This window comes from Bradyrhizobium sp. SZCCHNR1098 (assembly GCF_032489375.1).
Lineage (GTDB): Bacteria > Pseudomonadota > Alphaproteobacteria > Rhizobiales > Xanthobacteraceae > Bradyrhizobium.
Genome location: NZ_JAUEXY010000009.1, coordinates 1 through 17,578, shown reverse-complemented (window position 1 = coordinate 17,578; position 17,578 = coordinate 1). Strand labels below are relative to the sequence as shown.

Annotated in this window: 27 protein-coding genes; 10 read left to right on the top strand and 17 right to left on the bottom strand. The window is 65.1% G+C overall.

Annotated elements, in window-relative coordinates:
* Positions 1 to 66: 66 nt before the first annotated feature.
* Entirely contained in the window at positions 67 to 1,014 is a 948-nt protein-coding gene (locus QX135_RS19465; protein ID WP_316234243.1) for a hypothetical protein, read from the top strand.
* Positions 1,011 to 1,511, top strand: a complete 501-nt coding sequence (locus QX135_RS19460) for a hypothetical protein (protein WP_316234242.1) — start codon at positions 1,011 to 1,013, stop codon at positions 1,509 to 1,511. The genes QX135_RS19465 and QX135_RS19460 overlap by 4 nt, the downstream gene beginning before the upstream one ends.
* On the opposite strand, the gene QX135_RS19455 is transcribed toward QX135_RS19460, so the two are convergent.
* From QX135_RS19455 to QX135_RS19410, 10 genes are all read right to left on the bottom strand, one after another.
* Positions 1,506 to 1,886, bottom strand: coding sequence for a hypothetical protein (locus tag QX135_RS19455; protein ID WP_316234241.1), 381 nt, complete (start codon positions 1,884 to 1,886; stop codon positions 1,506 to 1,508). The two genes, QX135_RS19460 and QX135_RS19455, sit on opposite strands and share 6 nt — an antisense overlap.
* Complete coding sequence (locus QX135_RS19450; protein WP_316234240.1) at positions 1,883 to 2,089, bottom strand: hypothetical protein; 207 nt, start codon at positions 2,087 to 2,089, stop codon at positions 1,883 to 1,885. Before QX135_RS19450 ends, QX135_RS19455 begins: the two co-directional genes overlap by 4 nt.
* Positions 2,089 to 2,271: a hypothetical protein gene (locus QX135_RS19445; protein WP_316234239.1), complete on the bottom strand. Its 183-nt coding sequence runs from the start codon at positions 2,269 to 2,271 to the stop codon at positions 2,089 to 2,091. The genes QX135_RS19450 and QX135_RS19445 overlap by 1 nt, the downstream gene beginning before the upstream one ends.
* Positions 2,268 to 2,996, bottom strand: coding sequence for a hypothetical protein (locus QX135_RS19440; protein WP_316234238.1), 729 nt, complete (start codon positions 2,994 to 2,996; stop codon positions 2,268 to 2,270). The genes QX135_RS19445 and QX135_RS19440 overlap by 4 nt, the downstream gene beginning before the upstream one ends.
* A 92-nt stretch (positions 2,997 to 3,088) precedes the next feature.
* On the bottom strand, positions 3,089 to 3,391 hold the full coding sequence (locus tag QX135_RS19435; protein ID WP_316234237.1) for a hypothetical protein: 303 nt from the start codon (positions 3,389 to 3,391) through the stop codon (positions 3,089 to 3,091).
* Positions 3,388 to 3,699: a hypothetical protein gene (locus QX135_RS19430; RefSeq protein ID WP_316234236.1), complete on the bottom strand. Its 312-nt coding sequence runs from the start codon at positions 3,697 to 3,699 to the stop codon at positions 3,388 to 3,390. Before QX135_RS19430 ends, QX135_RS19435 begins: the two co-directional genes overlap by 4 nt.
* Positions 3,696 to 4,094, bottom strand: coding sequence for a hypothetical protein (locus QX135_RS19425; RefSeq protein WP_316234235.1), 399 nt, complete (start codon positions 4,092 to 4,094; stop codon positions 3,696 to 3,698). The genes QX135_RS19430 and QX135_RS19425 overlap by 4 nt, the downstream gene beginning before the upstream one ends.
* On the bottom strand, positions 4,091 to 5,692 hold the full coding sequence (locus QX135_RS19420) for a hypothetical protein (RefSeq protein ID WP_316234234.1): 1,602 nt from the start codon (positions 5,690 to 5,692) through the stop codon (positions 4,091 to 4,093). The genes QX135_RS19425 and QX135_RS19420 overlap by 4 nt, the downstream gene beginning before the upstream one ends.
* Positions 5,692 to 7,989 (bottom strand): hypothetical protein, encoded by a 2,298-nt coding sequence (locus QX135_RS19415; protein ID WP_316234233.1) that lies wholly within the window; start codon positions 7,987 to 7,989, stop codon positions 5,692 to 5,694. Before QX135_RS19415 ends, QX135_RS19420 begins: the two co-directional genes overlap by 1 nt.
* Before the next feature lie 6 nt (positions 7,990 to 7,995).
* A complete protein-coding gene (locus tag QX135_RS19410) occupies positions 7,996 to 8,187 on the bottom strand; it encodes a hypothetical protein (protein WP_316234232.1) in 192 nt (63 codons plus the stop codon).
* 136 nt (positions 8,188 to 8,323) lie between these two features.
* Between QX135_RS19410 and QX135_RS19405 the strand changes: the two genes are divergently transcribed.
* The 7 genes from QX135_RS19405 (at position 8,324) to QX135_RS19375 (ending at position 11,647) form a co-directional block, all read left to right on the top strand.
* On the top strand, positions 8,324 to 8,659 hold the full coding sequence (locus QX135_RS19405; RefSeq protein ID WP_316234231.1) for a hypothetical protein: 336 nt from the start codon (positions 8,324 to 8,326) through the stop codon (positions 8,657 to 8,659).
* A complete protein-coding gene (locus tag QX135_RS19400) occupies positions 8,659 to 9,300 on the top strand; it encodes a hypothetical protein (protein WP_316234230.1) in 642 nt (213 codons plus the stop codon). The genes QX135_RS19405 and QX135_RS19400 overlap by 1 nt, the downstream gene beginning before the upstream one ends.
* Positions 9,278 to 10,192 carry a hypothetical protein gene (locus QX135_RS19395; protein ID WP_316234229.1) on the top strand — a complete coding sequence of 305 codons (915 nt, stop codon included), beginning with the start codon at positions 9,278 to 9,280 and terminating at the stop codon, positions 10,190 to 10,192. Before QX135_RS19400 ends, QX135_RS19395 begins: the two co-directional genes overlap by 23 nt.
* Positions 10,189 to 10,500 (top strand): hypothetical protein, encoded by a 312-nt coding sequence (locus QX135_RS19390; protein WP_316234228.1) that lies wholly within the window; start codon positions 10,189 to 10,191, stop codon positions 10,498 to 10,500. The genes QX135_RS19395 and QX135_RS19390 overlap by 4 nt, the downstream gene beginning before the upstream one ends.
* Positions 10,501 to 10,756: 256 nt before the next feature.
* Positions 10,757 to 11,011: a hypothetical protein gene (locus QX135_RS19385; protein ID WP_316234227.1), complete on the top strand. Its 255-nt coding sequence runs from the start codon at positions 10,757 to 10,759 to the stop codon at positions 11,009 to 11,011.
* A 97-nt stretch (positions 11,012 to 11,108) separates the two neighbouring features.
* A complete protein-coding gene (locus tag QX135_RS19380; RefSeq protein ID WP_316234226.1) occupies positions 11,109 to 11,321 on the top strand; it encodes a hypothetical protein in 213 nt (70 codons plus the stop codon).
* 20 nt (positions 11,322 to 11,341) lie between these two features.
* On the top strand, positions 11,342 to 11,647 hold the full coding sequence (locus QX135_RS19375; RefSeq protein WP_316234225.1) for a hypothetical protein: 306 nt from the start codon (positions 11,342 to 11,344) through the stop codon (positions 11,645 to 11,647).
* Positions 11,648 to 12,095: 448 nt separating this feature from the next.
* Here QX135_RS19375 and QX135_RS19370 read toward each other — a convergent pair whose 3' ends face one another.
* From QX135_RS19370 to QX135_RS19340, 7 genes are all read right to left on the bottom strand, one after another.
* Positions 12,096 to 12,665 (bottom strand): hypothetical protein, encoded by a 570-nt coding sequence (locus QX135_RS19370; protein ID WP_316234224.1) that lies wholly within the window; start codon positions 12,663 to 12,665, stop codon positions 12,096 to 12,098.
* Positions 12,666 to 12,731: 66 nt separating this feature from the next.
* On the bottom strand, positions 12,732 to 13,502 hold the full coding sequence (locus tag QX135_RS19365) for a hypothetical protein (RefSeq protein WP_316234223.1): 771 nt from the start codon (positions 13,500 to 13,502) through the stop codon (positions 12,732 to 12,734).
* 212 nt (positions 13,503 to 13,714) lie between these two features.
* On the bottom strand, positions 13,715 to 14,068 hold the full coding sequence (locus tag QX135_RS19360; protein ID WP_316234222.1) for a hypothetical protein: 354 nt from the start codon (positions 14,066 to 14,068) through the stop codon (positions 13,715 to 13,717).
* The gene (locus QX135_RS19355; protein WP_316234221.1) at positions 14,061 to 14,276 is read right to left on the bottom strand and encodes a hypothetical protein; all 216 of its coding nucleotides are present in this window, start codon (positions 14,274 to 14,276) and stop codon (positions 14,061 to 14,063) included. Before QX135_RS19355 ends, QX135_RS19360 begins: the two co-directional genes overlap by 8 nt.
* Positions 14,273 to 14,608, bottom strand: a complete 336-nt coding sequence (locus tag QX135_RS19350) for a hypothetical protein (RefSeq protein WP_316234220.1) — start codon at positions 14,606 to 14,608, stop codon at positions 14,273 to 14,275. The genes QX135_RS19355 and QX135_RS19350 overlap by 4 nt, the downstream gene beginning before the upstream one ends.
* Complete coding sequence (locus tag QX135_RS19345) at positions 14,578 to 14,793, bottom strand: hypothetical protein (protein WP_316234219.1); 216 nt, start codon at positions 14,791 to 14,793, stop codon at positions 14,578 to 14,580. Before QX135_RS19345 ends, QX135_RS19350 begins: the two co-directional genes overlap by 31 nt.
* A 121-nt stretch (positions 14,794 to 14,914) precedes the next feature.
* The gene (locus QX135_RS19340; RefSeq protein ID WP_316234218.1) at positions 14,915 to 16,165 is read right to left on the bottom strand and encodes a site-specific integrase; all 1,251 of its coding nucleotides are present in this window, start codon (positions 16,163 to 16,165) and stop codon (positions 14,915 to 14,917) included.
* Between the two features lie 873 nt (positions 16,166 to 17,038).
* Between QX135_RS19340 and QX135_RS19335 the strand changes: the two genes are divergently transcribed.
* Positions 17,039 to 17,323: a hypothetical protein gene (locus QX135_RS19335; RefSeq protein ID WP_316178383.1), complete on the top strand. Its 285-nt coding sequence runs from the start codon at positions 17,039 to 17,041 to the stop codon at positions 17,321 to 17,323.
* Positions 17,324 to 17,578: the final 255 nt, after the last annotated feature.

The window sequence follows — 17,578 nt, the reverse complement described above, 5'->3', positions numbered from 1 at the left end:
GGGCCGGAACCGTGTTGGAAGCACGGAACCGGCCCTAACCACGCCAAACCGACAGGACGGTTCACCATGGCTGACGCCACCATTGCGTCCATAATCCCCCTCCCGCAACACCAAAAAACTGCTGACACAGCGCTGACACAGCGCCCCAAGACCGGCGCCGAGAGGCAGCGCGCCTACAAGGCCCGGCTCCGAGCCGCCAAGGCCGCGCAGCTGCCGGCGGTGGTGCCGCCCGCCACCGTCTCGGCCGCCCAGAACGCGCCGGAGCTGGTCATTACTCATCCTAGTAACGCACGCCTCGACCGCCCAGAACGCGGGCGAGACGGTCTATCCCCCGCCCGCCTCGCCCTGGACGTGACGCCCGAAACATTGACGCCACCGTCAATGTTTTCCCGCCTCGCCCTGCGCGCCGCCGCCCTCGGCCTCGCCCTGGTCGGCCTGTCCATGAACGCGGTCTACGCCCATAGCCTGGGCAGCTCGGATCTCTCCGGCTGGCTGTTCCTGGCGCTGGGTCTTTGCGCTGATTGCGCCGCCCTGGCGCTGCCCTCGGTCGCGGCCTCCTGCCAGGACGTCGGCAGCAAGGTGGCGGCCTGGGCGACCTGGGTGGCGGTGTTCGCCTTCGCCATGCTCGGCTCGGTCGGCTTTGCCTCGACCAGCATAAGCGACGTCACCCTGGCGCGCGGGAGCCGCGTCACCCCGGCGGTGACGGCGGCGCAGGCGGCCCTGGGTGACGCGATGAAGGCGCGGGATCTCGAATGCAAGGGCGGCGTCGGCCGGTTCTGCCGGGAGCGTGAGACCGCCGTTGAAACGGCGCGCGCCGGGCTAGCGGCGGCCATGGGTGCGGTCCAGACCGGCGCCGATCCGCAGGCGGCGGCAATGGTCCAGCTGACTGCCTGGGTGACGGCTGGCCGCGTCAGCCCCTCCGAGGGTGACGTCGCCATGGTCCGCCTGCTGCTCCTGGCCTTGCTTCCACAGGTCGGGGGCCTATTGTTGATGGTCTCCCGGAGGACAGCATGACGACGCTTGCGGAACTGGAAAAGGTCAAGGTTGAGGTCGAGCGCCGGCTGCCGCCGGAGGTCGTCTCCTACCTGCAGAGCAACAACTTTTCTCTGACGATCAGCTCCTCAAACACCGGCACGATGTACCGGCCCGTGCTGGTTGATCAGAACTTGGCCGATGAGATCGCCGAAGAGGAGCTGGTCGAGGAAATGGTCTCGTACCGCAAGAACGTCACGGGCATCGATAACACCATCTTCATCAGTCCGAAGGGGAAGACCCAGCACGCGGCGCGGGTGAAGGTGGCGATCAATCCGCCGGACTCGATCAGCCCGCATTGCGAGACCGCCTCGGTTGCGATCAGCGATGGCAGCGTGAAGGCCGGCAACATTGCCTCACCCGCGCTGCTCCAGCAGGTGACCCGGTTCATCGAGCTGAACCGGGAGGTGCTTATGGACTATTGGGAATATCGCATCCTGACAGACGAGCTGCAGCAGCGGCTGAGACCGATCTCATAGCTCGAAGGAATAGACGATCACAGGCACGAGGCCCGCATGCGAAAGCGTGCGGGTCTTGTTGTGACACAAGTCCACAATTTCCTCGGTCGTCGCATTGGAGATCATGCGTTCGCGCCGGTCGACCTCGCGCAGCCGATAGCCGAGATCCTGCAATTTCTCCGGCAAACTCGAGCCTTCCGTGCATTCGATGGTCACGAGATAGTCGCCGGGGATGCTCGTGACCCAGCCGCCGGCTTTTGTCACAAAGCGGTTCAGCGCCGCGAATTTTTCCTTGCGCGATTGCAGCGCCTTGGCGCGCCTGTCCGGCTCATCCGGGTCGCCATAGGTTCGGGGATTGTAGCCGCCTGGGCGGCCCTGGCTGCGGTCCGTTCTCACCGGCTGAACTCGTCGGCCAGCGCCATGCAGGCGTCGACAGCCGCCTGCAGCTGCTGGCGCACCTTGGCACGGTAGCGCGGCAAATCGGCCGGCGCCGCGCGCTGCATGATCGACAGCGTCAGCAGCGGCGCCTGCAGCAGGGTGTCGCACTTGCCGATGCCTGCGTGCTCCTGGCCCTGGTGCTGCGGCTTGAACGAGACCATTAGTGCACCGTAATCTCGGCATCGAGCAGCGGCAGCGCGGCCTCGCCATAGTGCTGGCAGGCGAGCTGGACGATGCGCGCCAGGGTCAGCGGCTTGCCTTCCGGGTCGTTGATCAGCACCTCGCCGATCCAGGGGACCAGCAGCTCGGCGAACGTCCATGCATCGCGCTCAGCGTCCCTCACCGGTTGCGCTCCGTGGTGTAGGTCCCGTCGCGGACCATCTGGTGATAGCGCTGTTTGTTCTTGAGGTAGAGGTACTCTTTTTGCGCGTTGGTCATGCCGGGCGCGGAGAAGCTGTTGCGCGCGATCTCGCGCTCCTCGGGGGTCAAAAAATTTGGCTCGCGCGGCCTCCCGGAATAGGTCGGGGGTTCGCTGCGGGACACGGGTGCAGCCATCGGCATGCCTTTCCTGGGTGCGGGGATCGCGGGCAGCGAGGGTTCACTTGCCGTTTCAACAGCTGGCTCGGCCGGGATCTCCGGCGCGCCACCCTGCGCCGCCGAGATGAGCCGCTCGCGCTCAACGTCGCGGTCGAGGCTTTCGGCACCCCGCGCGGCCCGCTGGCGCGTGTCGATATCGTCGAGGATCAGCGCGAACAGCTCCTTGCTCCCGCGCTGCAGCCCGATGCGCTGGCCGCGCTGGTAGCTCTCGGCGACAAAGTGGACATTGTCCTCATGCAGCACCTCGGGATGCTGCAGGACGAACCAGCGTTCGGCCGGCGTCATGTCGGGGAAGCGCTGCGCCAGCTCGCGCTCGACCGGCGACATGCGGGACATCTCCGCCGACAGCTCCTCGGCTCGGCGCTGCCGCGCCAGGGCCTCGCGGACGGCGCGCTCGTTGCGCTCCTGCTCCTCGCGCTCCTGTTCGGTCAGCTCCGGCGGCGCTGCGGCAGCCTCCAGCGGCGGGGCCATCTCCGCCGCCGGAGCCGCATCAGGGACGTCGGCAGGGTGCTGTTCTCCGCCGCCCCGATAGGGTTGAACTCGCTGCGTCCTACGCATGGTGATTAGCTCCCGCCCACCGTCCGCCGAACGTGGCGCATGTAGCTGGACCCGGCGCTGTTCACGTTGCGACTCGCCTTGTCGTAAGGATCGATGCCATGACCGTGCGGCCCCGCGCTGGTGCTATGCACCTTCGGCTGGCCGCCGTTGTCCGGCAGCTTCACATCTCCGCTCTTCGCCCTGGTCGCGTTCTGGCTGTTGTCGCTGGCACGCTTAGCCCAGTAGGCCAAATCTTCTTTCTTGCTCGAAAAGCCAGAGACCGCCTTGTCGGGCCTGCGGTACTCCTCAATCCTGCTCTGCCTGCTCATGGCCATCTCCTCGGAACGATCGGCGCGGCGCCGACGGCGCCGTCGTCGTAGACGTTGACAACGCGGTCCACGCGCGGCGATGGCCGCGCGCGCTTGGTCTCGTCATGCTGCTCCATCGCGAACTGAAGCATATGGGCCGCTGCATCAAACCGGTTCGGGCACCAATTGATCTGTTTCCTGACCGGCTCCCCGGCTTCATTGTGGCCGGTCACCACCCAGTTCGACCCCTCGCGCGTGGCGGTATACTTCGCCCGGCCATAGTCGTGGGTGATGACGTCCAGCGCGGTGCTCTTGAAGGTCAGCGTCATCGGGTCACCCTGCCCTGGTCGTCGCGGTATTCGCCGCTCGCGCGTGCCTGCTGATAGCGCTGCTTCTGCTGTGCATAGCGCTCCAGGCGCTGCTCGTCGGTCATGCCCTTGATGGAGCCGCCGATGCTGCGCGCGATCTCTTCCTCTTCGGGCGACAGTCCAAACTTGTTGCTCGGCGCGCGCTGCTGCGGCTCCGGCCGGTGCTCGGCCTGGGCGTAGAGCCGGTCGAGGTTCTGCATCTTGACGTCGAGATCGTTGATCTTGAACACCGCCTCGGCGGCGGCCGTGCGGTCGTCGTCGATCTGGGCGCGGCGCAGCTCGGAATAGGCCTCCTCGCGGGCGTACTGATAGCCGCGCATGGTGTCGGCGAGCAGCGTCTTGTTGTCGATGGTCATGGCTGTTCCTGTCTGTTCATCGGATAATACCGCGCCGCGAAGCTGGCCGCCAACCGCGAGGCCTTCGGTTCCTGCTGCGGAGGCTGAGAGGCGATCCCAAGCGCGCGCAGACGGCCTGGAGCGGCGAGCTGGGCCGGGCGGCGCAGATAGCTCGCGCCTCGGCCGACCGCATGGGCGGCCTCGCCAACGAGCCGGGGCGACATCGCAGGCAGCGCGGCGAGCGCAGGCGTCGACAGCGCGCCGAGACCTGCGGTCGCCAAGCCGGCGCCGACGCGCGCGATGCCGCGCGGCGCCCAATGGCCCAGGGCGTGACCCATGATCCGGTCGAGCAGATGCTCGGCACCGCTGTTGCGCAGGATCTCGACCAGCTGCTTGCGGTAGCCGAAATTGGTGCTGACGTTGTCGCGCGTCACCGCGAGCAGCTTCCGCAATGCGGTGTCGATGTTGGCATTGGGATTGAGACTGAGCGTCCGCTCGATTTGCTTGATGGTGTCGGAGACCTTCGCATAGGCCTCCATCGCGCGGCCGTAGTCCGGCGCCTGCTTGACGATGGTCCCTCGGATCGCGTTGTAGACGCGGTCCGCGACGACCCGCTCTGGCGTATGCAGCTCGGTCGCGTCGCGGATGTCGCCGACCTTGCGCTTGAGCGCGTCCAGCCCCTCGGCGGTGTGAAACTCGTAAGGGTCGAGCGCCCGCCACTCGTCGACGATGTCGGCCAGCTTGTACCTGACCGCCTGCGTCGTCGGCGACAAGTCCTGTCCCTTATAGGTCTGGACCTTGCCGGCCTCGCGCATCGCGTCGTCGATCTTGTCGAAGTTGAGAACCTTGGTGTCCATGCCGATGTCGGCCATGGCCTCGCGATAGCCCTGGCCGCGCTCGACCCGCATCTGGTCGACCGCGCCGCGCGCCTCGCTGACGACGTCCTCCAATGGCCGCTCGCCGCGCATGCCGGCGCGGAACGCTTCGCCTGCGCCGCCGCCCTCGATGCCGGTTCGCAGCGCCGCCTTGATCGGCTCGGCGCCTGCGCCTGTCGTCAGTCCAAGACCCTCCGCAGCGAGGTTGCCGGCGCCGCGCGTAAGAGCGCCAGCCGCTCGGCCCGGCGCAGCGGCGACCTCGCCAGCGGCCCTGCCGACCTTGCCAACGAGGCCCGGAGCGCGCGCCAGCGCCGTCTCGCCGCCGGAGAGCAGGATCGAGGCGTCGCCGAGCACGCCAACCGGGTCAGTCGCCAGCGCCTTCTTGAACCCCTCGACCGAGCCGTACCGGTCCTTGAAAAACCCCTTGAACTGGTCCCATGCCTGATCGGCTTCCGGGTCCGGTCCGCCGATGCCGATGCCGAGCTGATTGGCGAGGCCAGCGCCGACCTTGCCGATGTTCTCGACAGTGTCGATCGGATGCAGGATCGGCTGGACGACGTCCTTGGCGAACTGGACCGCGCTGCCCGGCGCATTGGCGAGCGCCTGACCAGGGACGTCCGACCACGCCAGCGGCTTGTCGGCCGGCTTGAAGTTCTCGAACTCGTCGGTGCTCAAAACCTGCGGCTGCGCGGCTCCTGCCGGCGCGCCGTAGTTCTCGAACTCGTCATTGCTCAGGACGGGCATCAGTGGATGACCTCCCAGCCCTGGCCGGTCCACCGGCCCTTGACGCCATGCGCGTTGGTGCGGATCTCGCCAACCTGCGGCGCGCCAGTCGACTTGCCCAGCGGACCGACCTCGGCGTCGATGCCTTCCGCGCTATAGCCCTGCTTCTTGAGCGAGTCGGCGCGACGGCGCAGCGCGCCCTCGACGATCTCACGCTGCCGCGCGAGGTTGGCCTTGATGCGATCGGGCGCCATGCCGGGATTGATCGACTGCCGCTCCCACTGCGCGGCCTCGGTCGCGGTCAGCGCCGAGCCGAACAGCTCATGCCGGACCTTGTTCTGATAGCCCTGGTAGCTCTGCCACCAATCGGCGGCGTCGGTGTTGCCGATGTTGAACTGCCGCGCCGCCCAATTCTTGACGTCGCCGATGGTCGCCGAGCCGGAGCCCGCATAGTCCGGCTTGAAGCCGGTTTCGAGCGCGCGCAGCTGATTGGCGCTCGTCGCCTTCTCGCCGAGGTCTTTGAGCAGCGAGGCAGGCAGCGGTTTCTCCTTGCCCTGCACGGCGGCGAGCCGCTCCCGCTGAAGGTCGAGCGACGCCTTCTGATACGGCGTCAGCTCCTTGGCCGCTTCCAGCTCGTCGGCGTGCTTCTGCGCCTCCAGCTCCAAGCGCTGGCTGGCCTGATCGATGCCCTCCTGCTTCTGCGCGAAGGCCAAGCCTTCCAGCGCCGGGCGGCCTGCCATCAGCGACAGGCCGCCAGCGAGCAGCGCGCCATAGGGCGAGGACATGAACTGCTGCATGCTGCTGCGCTGGGGTGGCGCGAACGGATTGGCCGCCGGAGGTGATGCCGCCGCCGCAGCCGGCGCAGGAGGTGCGCCGGGAGCTGCCGCAGGCGCTGCGGCGGCGGCGCCTGCAGGAGCGGAGACTGCTGCAGGGGTCTCGTTGCTGGCGTCGACACTGGCGCGCCACGCGGCGTCGGCCTGCGGGTCCAGCCGGATCGGGTCGTTCGGATTGATGCCGTACTGCCGCTGCATGACATCGCGCAGCTTGTCCATGCCCTGCTGGCGCGTCGGGTCCGTGAACGCCTGCCGCAGGTAGTCCATGCCCAGCTGGCGCTCCTGATCAGAGACCTCGCCACCATTGGCGAACGGATTGATCGCGCCGCCGCGCGCCGCAAACATCATGGCCATCTTGCCAACGGTCGAGATGACGTCGCCGAGGCCGCCGCCTCCGCTGCCGCCCTTCGACGGCGCGGGCGGCGTCAGATTGAGATTTGGTTTCGGCGCGGTGGCGCGCGCGATCTGCGCGACCGGGATCAATCCGCTGTCGGCGGCCATCCAATTGTGCGGGTCGATGACATCGTCCTCGGCAGCGCCGCCCTCGGCGAAGCCTGCGCCGTAGTCCGCCGCCGTCAGCCCAGGGAGGGGATTGGCGCTGCTGCCGCCATAGGCGTCACCGCTCCACATGTTGCCGCCGCCATAGCTCGGCGAGGAGCCGAACGGATTGAGCGCGGAAAGGTCGCCGCCGGACAGTCCGCCACCGATCCCGGCCAGCGCCGCGCCTCCGCCGAGGATCTGCGACCAGAGCGAGGGATTGTACTGGCTGCTCGTCGTCCCCTGCCCGCTCGTGGTGCCGCCGAGGCCCGGCGCAAGCGCGCCTGCCGTGTTGCTGAAGAAGTTGCTGAGCTGGAACGGCAGCGCCATCTGGGCGAGCTGCTGCTGGTAAGGCGCGTTCAGCTGCCGCTGCGCCAGCGACTGCTGCAGGCCTCCCGCGCCGAGCAGCGCATTAGCGCCCTGCAGCGCGGTGTTCTGCGCGGTCGTCCCCAGGCCGGCGATGTTCTGCCCGGCCTGCTGCGCCTGCTGCTGCGCTTGGCCGTACAGATTGGCATAGGTCTGCCCTGCGGCGAGCGCCTGCTGATTGGCGAGGTTGCCCTGGCCAACGGCGATGCGGTCGGCGCCAACGCCGCCGGCAGACTGCACCAAATTGGCCGTGTTCTGCTGGTTCTGCTGGCCGAAAACGTTTTGCATCTGGGCGGTGACGGCATCGGCGAACGGATTGAAAAACGCCTGCGCGCCCTGCGGCGAAAAGTAGTTCTGCGCCTGCTGATAGTACGGCTGCGCCATGCCCTGCGCGCCCTGGATCGCGCCGAAGGCCTGCTGCTGCAGCGGCTGGAAGCCGGCAACCGGCGCGGTCGGGACAGTGAGGTTCTGGCCGGCGAGGCCCTGCGCCTGATTGAGCGCGTTGGTCAAATAGCTCCCGCCAGCCGGCGTGTAGGTCTGCGACTGCTGCGTGTTGCTGGTCTGGGTGTCCTTGCTGCCCATCGCAGCCTACTTGCCCGGCGGGATGTAAAGATTATCGCCCGCGTTGGTGAGATCCTGCTGCAGCTTCGCCATGCGGCGGTCGCTTGCGTTGATGGGCCCGGTGTCGCCGGTCGCGCGATAGCGCGCGTAGGCGCGGTCGTGCTCCAGCCGCTCCGCGTAAATCCGATCTGCGATGGTCTGCTGTTTTGTCGTGCCCATTGCGCTCTCCATGAATGCTTTGAGCAGATGGTCAATACATGCTATCACCCGACATGGTCCGCGCGCAATGAGCGCGCGAACTACAAACTAACTGTCAGATAGCATGCTAACTAAGACTTCTGACGGAGACAGCGCGATGACCCAGCCGATCACAGTCACGCTTTCATCGTCCGGCTCTTCGCCGTGGAAATTGACGAATTGGTGGAGCGTGCCGCCGCAACAGATCGGTTTTCAGGCGACGCTGTCCGGCCTGAACGGCACCTGCCAGATCGACGTCACGCTGCAGGACCCCAGCTCGACCTTCTCCAGCTCGACATTGACCGTGCTGCAGGCCTCCCAGGTCGGCGGCCCGGCGGCCTCGTCGGTCTCGTTCGTCGGCGCGATCAGCACGATGCCGATCGCGGCATGGCGACTGACGCAGAACGCGAGCGGCTTCTCGCAGCTGACAGCGCTGCAGCAAGGGGTGGCGTGATGAGCGACGCCAGCATCATCGCGGAAGGCAAGGCCGCATGGCAGCGGCTGAAGGATCAAAGCCGCGCAACCTTCGCTGATTGGGTCGCGATCGGCCGGGCGCTGCAGGCGGCGCGGCGCGAGTGCATGGCGCGGGCGCGGGTCAACGCGCCTTTCGGCAGCAGCTATCAGAAGCACATGCGCGACTGGCTCCGCGAAGCGGGCATGGCCGACCTCGACAATCACGAGAGATACAACGCGGTGCTCATGGTCGAACACCTCGGCGAGATCGAGGCGTACCGCGCGACGCTTTCCGAAGCCGAGCGCATGCGCTGCAATCACCCGAATACGGTTCTGGTGCATTGGCGCCGAGGCAGCGCGCCAACGGCGAAGCCGGGGCCGAAACCGATCCGGCATGTTGTCGAGCATAAGGACCGCAACGCCAGGGCGCAGCGCGACGAACACGTCGAGCGGCCCGGCGAGAGCATGATCCGGCGCGTTGCGCTGGCGATGAAGGTCTCCGGCCGGCAGGACTATTTCAGCTTGGCGGCGATTGCGATCGAGACGCTGACGCGCGCCGATCTCATGGAGCTGCTCGGCGAGAAGGATCGAGCGCCCGCTCAAAGTTTGGAGCAGACCTATGGTCAGCACGTTCTCGCCTAACCTGCAGCTTGAGGAGCCGGGGCGTGGCGATCAGGTCGGCACCTGGGACACGCCCGTCAACGCAAACATGACGCTGCTCGATCTGGTCGGCGGCGGACTGACGACGATCAGCGGCGCCGCCGGCAGCGTCGCCCTGTCTGCCGCGCAATTCCAGAATAAGACCATCACCTTCAACTCGACGCTGTTGACGTCGATCACGGCGACCTTCCCGACCTCGTTCAAAAAGAGCTACGAGGTCTACAACACCTGCACCGGGTCGAGCGCGTTTACGATCACGCTGCAGACGACGGTGGCCGGCGGTCAGGCGGTCTGCATTCCGCCCGGCGAGATCGTCGATGTCGTCAACGACGGCACCAACATCCGGTTCAAAAACCTCGGCCGCGTCGGCGAATATTGGGACTATGCCGGCTCATCGGTCCCGAACTGGGTCTCCGGCTGCACGGTGCCGCCCTACCTGATCTGCAACGGCGGCACGTTCTCCTCGGCGACCTATCCGACGCTTGCGCTCATCCTCGGCTCAACGACATTGCCGGATCAGCGCGGCCGGACGCGGTACATGCTCGACCAGGGCGTTGGGCGCGTCTCCTCGGCGGTCTCCGGCGTGGCCGGCAATACCATCTTTGCGGGCGGCGGCGATCAGCAAACGCAGACGCATAACCACAGCATCACCGACCCGACGCATCAGCACGCGCAGAACACCGGGACGGTGATGTCAGGCGCGGGGAGCCCGCCGGGTCTCGTCACCGGTGGCACTGGCGCGCCAATCCAGATCGGCGGCTTCCTGACGCAGGCGGCGGCCACCGGCATCACCGTCAACAACGCCGGCAATGGCGCCGCGCAGAACATGCCGCCGCTGCTCGTCGCCGGCATCACCCTGATCAGGGCGGCATGACCATGACAGAGTTGAGCGAAACCGAAGAGCTGCGCGCCGAGATCCAGGTGCTGCACGGCCGACTCAACGCCTGCGAAAGCACGATCGAGACGATTACCGACGGCCTCGCCTCGATGCTGGAGGTTGCAGGCGTCGTCAAGCGGACCGATCTGGCGCACGCCATCCTGGCCAACCTGCGCTCCCGTCGCGCAGGGGGCGACGGATCGAGCGTTGAACTCGACCTGCTCGAAAGCGCCGCCAATCGGCTGCTGCGACCGTCCGCCGCGATTGTCACGATCGTCAATGACCAGACCATGGGCCGCTGCTGATGACCCGCCTCGTCGACCTCGCGAAGTTTGTCCCGACAGCGGGTGGCACCGCCGACTGGGTGGTCTCCTCGGCGGTGATCGGCTATCTTTTCTGACCGCGCTGGTCACGGTCCGGCTCGCGGCCAACGCGAGCGCGACGGTCATCTCAGCGGCGCTGGCGCTCACCAACGTCCAGATCAGCGGAACCGTTTGGTCCGGGTTCGGCCGGGGTGCCGACCGGCGGCACCATCGTCCGGGGCGGCATCTCGATCAGCTAATGACCACCCTCGCCCATAATGTGACCCTCATCGTCCTGGCCCGCCTCGCCATCCTGGCCGGCGGCTGCGCCCTCCCGATCGCCGGCTGGATCGCGCTTCGCGCCATCGACACCATCGACCGCATCAGCAGCAAGGTCGATGTCATCCACGATCAGGTCACCATCATCCAAGCGCAGCAGACGTCGCAAGCCACCATCCTGGCGGACGATGAGACCCGGACCCGGCTGCTGGAGCAGCGCCGCCACAGGCGCTAGGCAAGAAGTGACCACGCGGTCAAAGTATTGATTTTGCTGCGCTTCTTGACACGGACTCAAGCGGGATTATTTTGGGGCCGAATTTTGGAGGCCTCAGATGAGCCTGCATTCCCTGCATTTCGATCGCACCGTATCGGTTCCCTGGCGTGCGATCCTGCGCGGCAGGGCTATTTCTCCTCGGGGAGAAATAGCCGCCGCCGCTATCGCCATTGCCGTCTGCCTCTGGGCTATCGTCTCCTGGCCGCCGGAATGCTCCACCGACCCCGGCTTCAAGATCGGCGCCGTGGTCCATCTGGCTGGCTGCCCATAGGGATCGAGCGAGGGGTCACCATGACAGCGGAAACCATCGGCCACGGCTTGATCGCATGGGGCGTCATCATCCTGGCAACCACATTTTTTGTCGCAAGGTTCCGCGCCGCCATGCCCGAGGTTGCGCTCAAATATCCCTGGTTGCCCATCGGCCTGGGCCGCAAATTGTTCGGCATCGGCATCATCGTGTTTGCGATCGAGCAAGCCGTCTTCAGCAAGAACTATCAGCCGTTCGTCTACTGGCTCCTGCTGCCGATCATGTCACCGCGCCTCATGGTCACCGCCAGCTACTACGCTGGCTGGCTCGCCGGCTTGGTGCGCCAGTGAATGGTAACCGCCCCGCAGTAGCCGGGCCCCTAGGGAGGCTCAGGAGAGGCTCAGACCTCGGCCCGGTCTTACAACACGGGCACCCCCCCCTGGAAACGCATGGGCGACTCGCGCTAGGTTTTGGCGGGGTCGTCTGGAGCGGGCAGAGGCTCGAGATCGGCAAACTGGACAAATTGTCCGATTTGGAGGGGCCCCATGGGCAGAGGCTCAGGGAGGTGGGGCCCCAAATCCAAAAAGTTTTGGGATATGGGGGGATGGAGAGGGAGGGGAGGAACTCTATTTCGATCGAGCCGCCCTGCCTGCAGCCCCTGGGTGGGGGTTAAGGCTCCCCTTGGGGTCGGAGGCGTCGACCTCGGGGTCGGCGGCGACCAGGGGCGGCTGTGGCGGCGGGGGAAATCTCGACCAGGGCAGCGCCCCATGATTATCAATCACGAGGCCTGCGTTGATATCATTCGACTTTCTCTGCTTTGTCGAGCTGTGTCAGCACTGTGTCAGCTCCGGCCACGACAGCATGCCCGTTGATCGCCTTCGCCTGCTCCGCCGCGATCTCCTCGGCCTGGGCGATGATGTCGTTGAGGCAGGCCCGCATCTCGGCGACGCTGCCGAACTCGCGCAGCATCTCGGCGACGACCTCCTTAGCATTCCTTGCCCCGCCAAACTCGACGGACACTTCCAGCTTGTCAGTCAGCACGCCGCCGATGCGAGCCTGCAGCTCGGCGCTGCGGTTGGCATTGCCGAACTGTTCGGCCTTGATGCTGCCCTGGAACACCTGCTCGAACTTGCCCATGAAGTGCTCGGCATCGCGCACGATGGTTTTGGCAGGTGCGGCCAGCTCGACGATCCTGGCGGCGACGTCGGGCTGCTGCAGGAGGCGGCAGGCGTTGACGTCGGCGGCTTCCACGCTCTTGGCGGTGTATCCGCTGAGCATGTAGATCCGGCCGTTGGAGAGGCCTTGCGCTTTGCCGGAGATGAAGTTCTGCGCGAAGCGCTCGCGGCGGATGTTGCGAAGCTGGGGCATCGTCGTATCGCTTTTACTAGAGTTAGTAACGAGCATCACCGCGCCGGTTGGTGCGACGATGTCGGTCTAGACGCTCGACAGAGCGGCGAGGCTGCCGCAAGCATAGGCTGACGCGATGGCGGGGGCAAAGGGCATCGCGCGCGCGGCAGAGGAAACAGGTGTCGCCATCTCTCCCAGCATGATGCCGTTGCTCTGTGACGCGAGCGCAAGCCGATAGGCGCAGTCGCTCGGGTCATCGGCCCAACTGGTGAGACCATTGCCCGCGTGACGTCCGGGACGCGCTTCTAGGCGCGCCCTCCCATCACGCGCCACTGGCAATGCAACACGTCCGTCCGCAGCATAATGGGAATTGGCGCCCTTTTGCCGCCGATACCATGTGCTCGGATTGATGCCTTCGGCGGCGGCTTTTGCCCTGACGCTTTCGGCCTCGAATTGCTCGCGCGGAACCGCTCCGGCCTTGCGCCGCTTCATGCGCTTGCGGATCTTGTCGCGTTCCCGGCGCAGTTCGTCGCGCTGCTCTTTCGGCACGTCGATGGCGCCGATGGTCGTGATTGCGAGGCGCTGCCGGTCGACATAGAGAAGGCCCAGCTCCTGGGCGAGCGTGTCCGCCCTATACCGCATCGGCTGGCCGAGCACGCTGCAGATGCGGGCGTCGAGTTCCTCGCCATTGATGCATGGCGCGCGCCGGGCGATCCAATCGCGCATCAGCCACTCCGGATCTTTCGCCTTCTTGTAGGCGATGGTGTTCAGCGCCAGCATTGCGATCTCGCGCCCGGCATCGTCGTCGGGCAGCACCGGGCCGTACATGTCGGTGATGAGGCGCTCGATCTCGCGCAACCTGATAGATGCGAGCGGCACCGTCCGCGATGGCGCTTGCGTCAGTTTGGTCTGGCGGGTATCACTCACGGCGACGACCTTCCTTTGCGGGGCGGGTTGTTTGCTTGCACTCTGGGCCTCCACGGCGCGTGGCACCCATCTCGCGGCTCCGGCCGGCGCAACCGCCGGAGCCGCTTCATCCTAAGCCTTTCATCAGCTGGACGGCAAACGAGTCACTCGTCTTCATCCTCCTCGTCGTCGAGGAGTGCATCGATTGCGTCGGCCTCCTTCATGGCGGACTGCGGGTCGCGCTTGAATTGGTCTGCCAGCAGGCGGACCGCGTCCTCAAGCGTCTTGCGCGAGATGCCGCGCGAGTAGCGGTCCGCAACGGAGCCGCACACCTCATCGATCAGTTCCTCGGCGACTGTCACCGCGTCGGGCATTTCGGACTGGTCCAACTTGATGAGGCAGTCGAGGCACAACGGCTTGTTGAAGCCGCGCGTGCGCGCGCGCCCAAGCGCGACAGAGTAATTCGACGGCGTGTTGACCTCGTTGAGTGCGGTCCGGCAGCTGGCGCAGTCAGTCATGTTGAAGTCTCCTTTTGGTCAGCCACGTCTGATAGGCGCGGTCGCACTCCTGGCGCATGGCCGCGCGGTCGCGCTGCGGAGGCCGCTGGTGCGCCTTCTCCGGCAGGAGCACGGGCGGGCCGGAGAACCGGCCGCCGATGCTCTCAGAGCCCCGCAGGCGCGCGCGGTCGCGATCGGCGAGGCGGCTGAAGTCGCTGCGGCGGGTCATGTGTCCCAGTCCTGGGATGTAGCCGGCGCAACTACGTGCTTCAGCAGCCGGTCGACGATGTGCCGCCCTGTGGCCTCGGCGGTCCGCTCGATCAGCTGCGGTGCCCTGTCGTGCCGCCGCAGATCGGCAACGATCTGCCGGGCCATCTCCATAAGATCGAGATCGCCGCGCACGGTTACATGGGCCTTGTCGGCCAGCGTCCTACCCTGGCTGAAGACGTTCGGCGGATCGTTCTCCCGGTCGGCTTGGCGATGGAGGGCGCGCCGGAGCGCCCAGAACACGCGCATCAGCTCGTCGTCCATCACCGCACCCTCGGTTGCGAGCGCAGCCATGCGTCGACGTCTTCAGAGACGTACAACGTCTTATTGCCAACCTTGATGCGCGGCGGCGCCTTGCCCTTGCGCTCCCAGAGACGGATGTTGGTTTCGGTATAAGGCTTGCCGCGCAGCCAGTTTCCGAGCAACACCGCCAGCTGCGGGCGGGTCAGGTATTTTCCTGCAATTTCCGGTTCACTCATGGCAAACAAACTCCCACTTTTGTGAGGAAGTGGGAGTCTATGAAAATCGGTGGCAGGAAGTCGCAGAAAACCGACCGGTATCCAGCTTGTCCACACCCGCAATGACAACTGACAAGACGTCTTACGCGCGCAGCGGAACGACGTTGCTCTCCGGATTGAGAATGCGCTCGACCTGGGCGGCCAGCTTCTCGAAGGCGTCGCGCTTCTCGTCGAGGAACTCGAACTGGTCGTAGACGCCGCGCACGCCAACGATCTTGTGACCAAGGCAGCGCTCGGCGATGTCCGGCAACACCTTCGCCTTGGACATCAGCGTTCTGGCGGTGCGCCGCAGGTCGTGCAAGCGCCAGTCCTTCATCGGCTCCATTTCGCCGCGCTCCTTGCGCACCTCGACCAGCGCCTTGTCGAGCGCCGCCTTGGCCTTGCTGAAACCGCTGAAGCTGACGGCGCCTGCGGTCGTCGAGAACACAAACCACGCATTGCCGGTGCAGCCCGCCGGCTTGCCGTCGATCAGCGCCAGGGCGGCCTTGGAGAGCGGGATCACCGTGTCAACCTTGGTCTTGTACCGCGCGGCCGGGATGGTCCAGTCGTTGCCCTTGATCTCGGTCGAATGCATCTCAGCCGCCTCGGTCCTCCGCGTCGCGGTCAAGAGCAGCGTCTTCACGTAGCGGGCATAGCAGGCCGGCTCCTTCACCCTGTCGAGCGCGGCCCATAGGTCGCGGATCTCCTGATCGTCGAGGATGCGCGTCCTGGCCTCGGTGCCCAGCATCATGCCTTTGACGATGGGCGAGCGGAACTCGTCATCGCGCGTGCACTGCCAATTGCAAGCCTTGCGGAAGTAAGCCAGCGTGCGATCTCGCATTGTCGAGCCGCCGCCCTCTTCCTCATCCGCGATATCCTCCAGCATCGCGGTGACGTGGCTGCGGCGGATGTCATAGATGCTGTAGTCGCCGAGGTCGGGCCGAACGTAGCGCTTGAACGCGCCCTTGTAGGCGTCGGCGCTGCGCAGGCCCTTCTCGTCAAGATACCTCTTCTCGAACTGGTCGAGCATGTCGTTGATCGTCAGCGCCTTCGGCTTGGCGACCTCCTCCAGCCTGCGCGTGCGCTCCGGCCGGGCATCGACCTTCTCGCCGGCCTTGTCGATGCCCTTCCTCAGTTCCTCGGCGCGGGCCTTCGCCGCCACGATGGCGGCCAGGAGAGAGATGTCGCCGCCGGTCTGGTTGAGGTTCCAGCGGCCGATGGTCTCGCGGTGCTCACGCCCGTCGACACGATGATTGAGGACGAACGAACGCGCACCGTTCGAGGTGACGCGCACACCAAAGCCGGCCGGCGTCACATGCCCCTGCAGCTTCAGACCGGCGGCCCAATAGACCACGTTTCCGGCCTCCGGCACCTGGAGCCCGGCAACGATTTTTTCGCTCAAAGATTGAAGTTGTGGCATCGCGCACCCCCGCTGTGTCAGCACTGTGTCAGCACAATAACTTGCACTGGTCTTACACAGCGATTTTCAAAAAGTCACGGGGTTTTCCAGAAAGTGCGGATATTTTAGGGGATGCAGGTGCTGACACAGAATTTTGTCAGCAAAAACAAAACGGCCTCTAGTAGGCCTGAGGTGACTTTTAATCACGGGGTCCTGGGTTCGAGCCCCAGCGCGCTCACCAATTCTCAATCGGCCGTCGCCGCTGGGATAGATCATATCGATTTAACGACTGGCACATCTGGCTGATTCAAGGCACAATTATGCGTTGTGCAGCAGAAATCGTTCTTGAGGTGTTTTGGTGAATTGGACAGGGACATCATCAGATCCTCAAGGCAATCAGAAGCCATCTCTGCGATCCTATGCGATGTGGTCGTCATTATGTTGGACCATTGCAGTCGGAGTCGGCGCGGCGACGTTTGGGACCAGCCCGGCCGGAGCTGAGATCATTGACATCTCTTGCATCATCCATGGAAGCAACAACAATCCTTGGGTTTTCTCCTTCGACACCCAGGGGAATACTGTTAGAGGCGACGGCGGAATTGTGTATTCCGACCTCAAAGTCACCGACCTCACCATTTCGTTCAAAGAGACGTCCGATTCGGGATCCGAGGAATATCTTAGAATCAGCCGAGTGGACGGTTCGGGCCAGAAAACCCACGTCGAAAAGAACCCGCGAACGGTGACGAACTGGACGATGTCTTGCGAGAGACTCGCTTCGAAAAGAGCGTTCTAGTTGGCCACGTTCACTGAAGCTTTGGAGGTTATGCCATGCGCTACAATATCCCTTGCATTCTTGTCGCCCTCGCCTCGGTTACTTGGAGCCAAGCCGGACTTGCGCAGAATTCAGAAACGATTCCGCCGGATTTGGTAGTTCTTCCTGGTGACCTCGCGGGGTCTAATCTCGACAACGGAAAGCCGGGTCAGAGCTCAGAAGATAGGGCCCAGTCCAACCACGAGGCGATTGTTGACAGTCAACTGGATAGAACTGAGAGCAAGTTTGGCGATGGCGCCCGGCTGAAGCAGGAGCAACAGTATCGTCGAACACACAAGTAGTTGAACGGTGACGACGGCGCTTGCTACGACCCACTCGAGTCCCAACGATTACGGTGACACCGGCCCGGGGATTACGGTGGACTGCACCCCTCAAGTGAGACACGATAATCTCAAGTGACAGGCATTCCGAGGATGACCTGTGGCAGCAAGAGGAAAGAACCGTCAATTTCCGACGGCCTACAAACTGAAGGCGATCAAGCGCGTCGAGCGAGGCGAAGGCGTTCTGCCTGTGGCTCGCGAGCTTGGGATATCTCG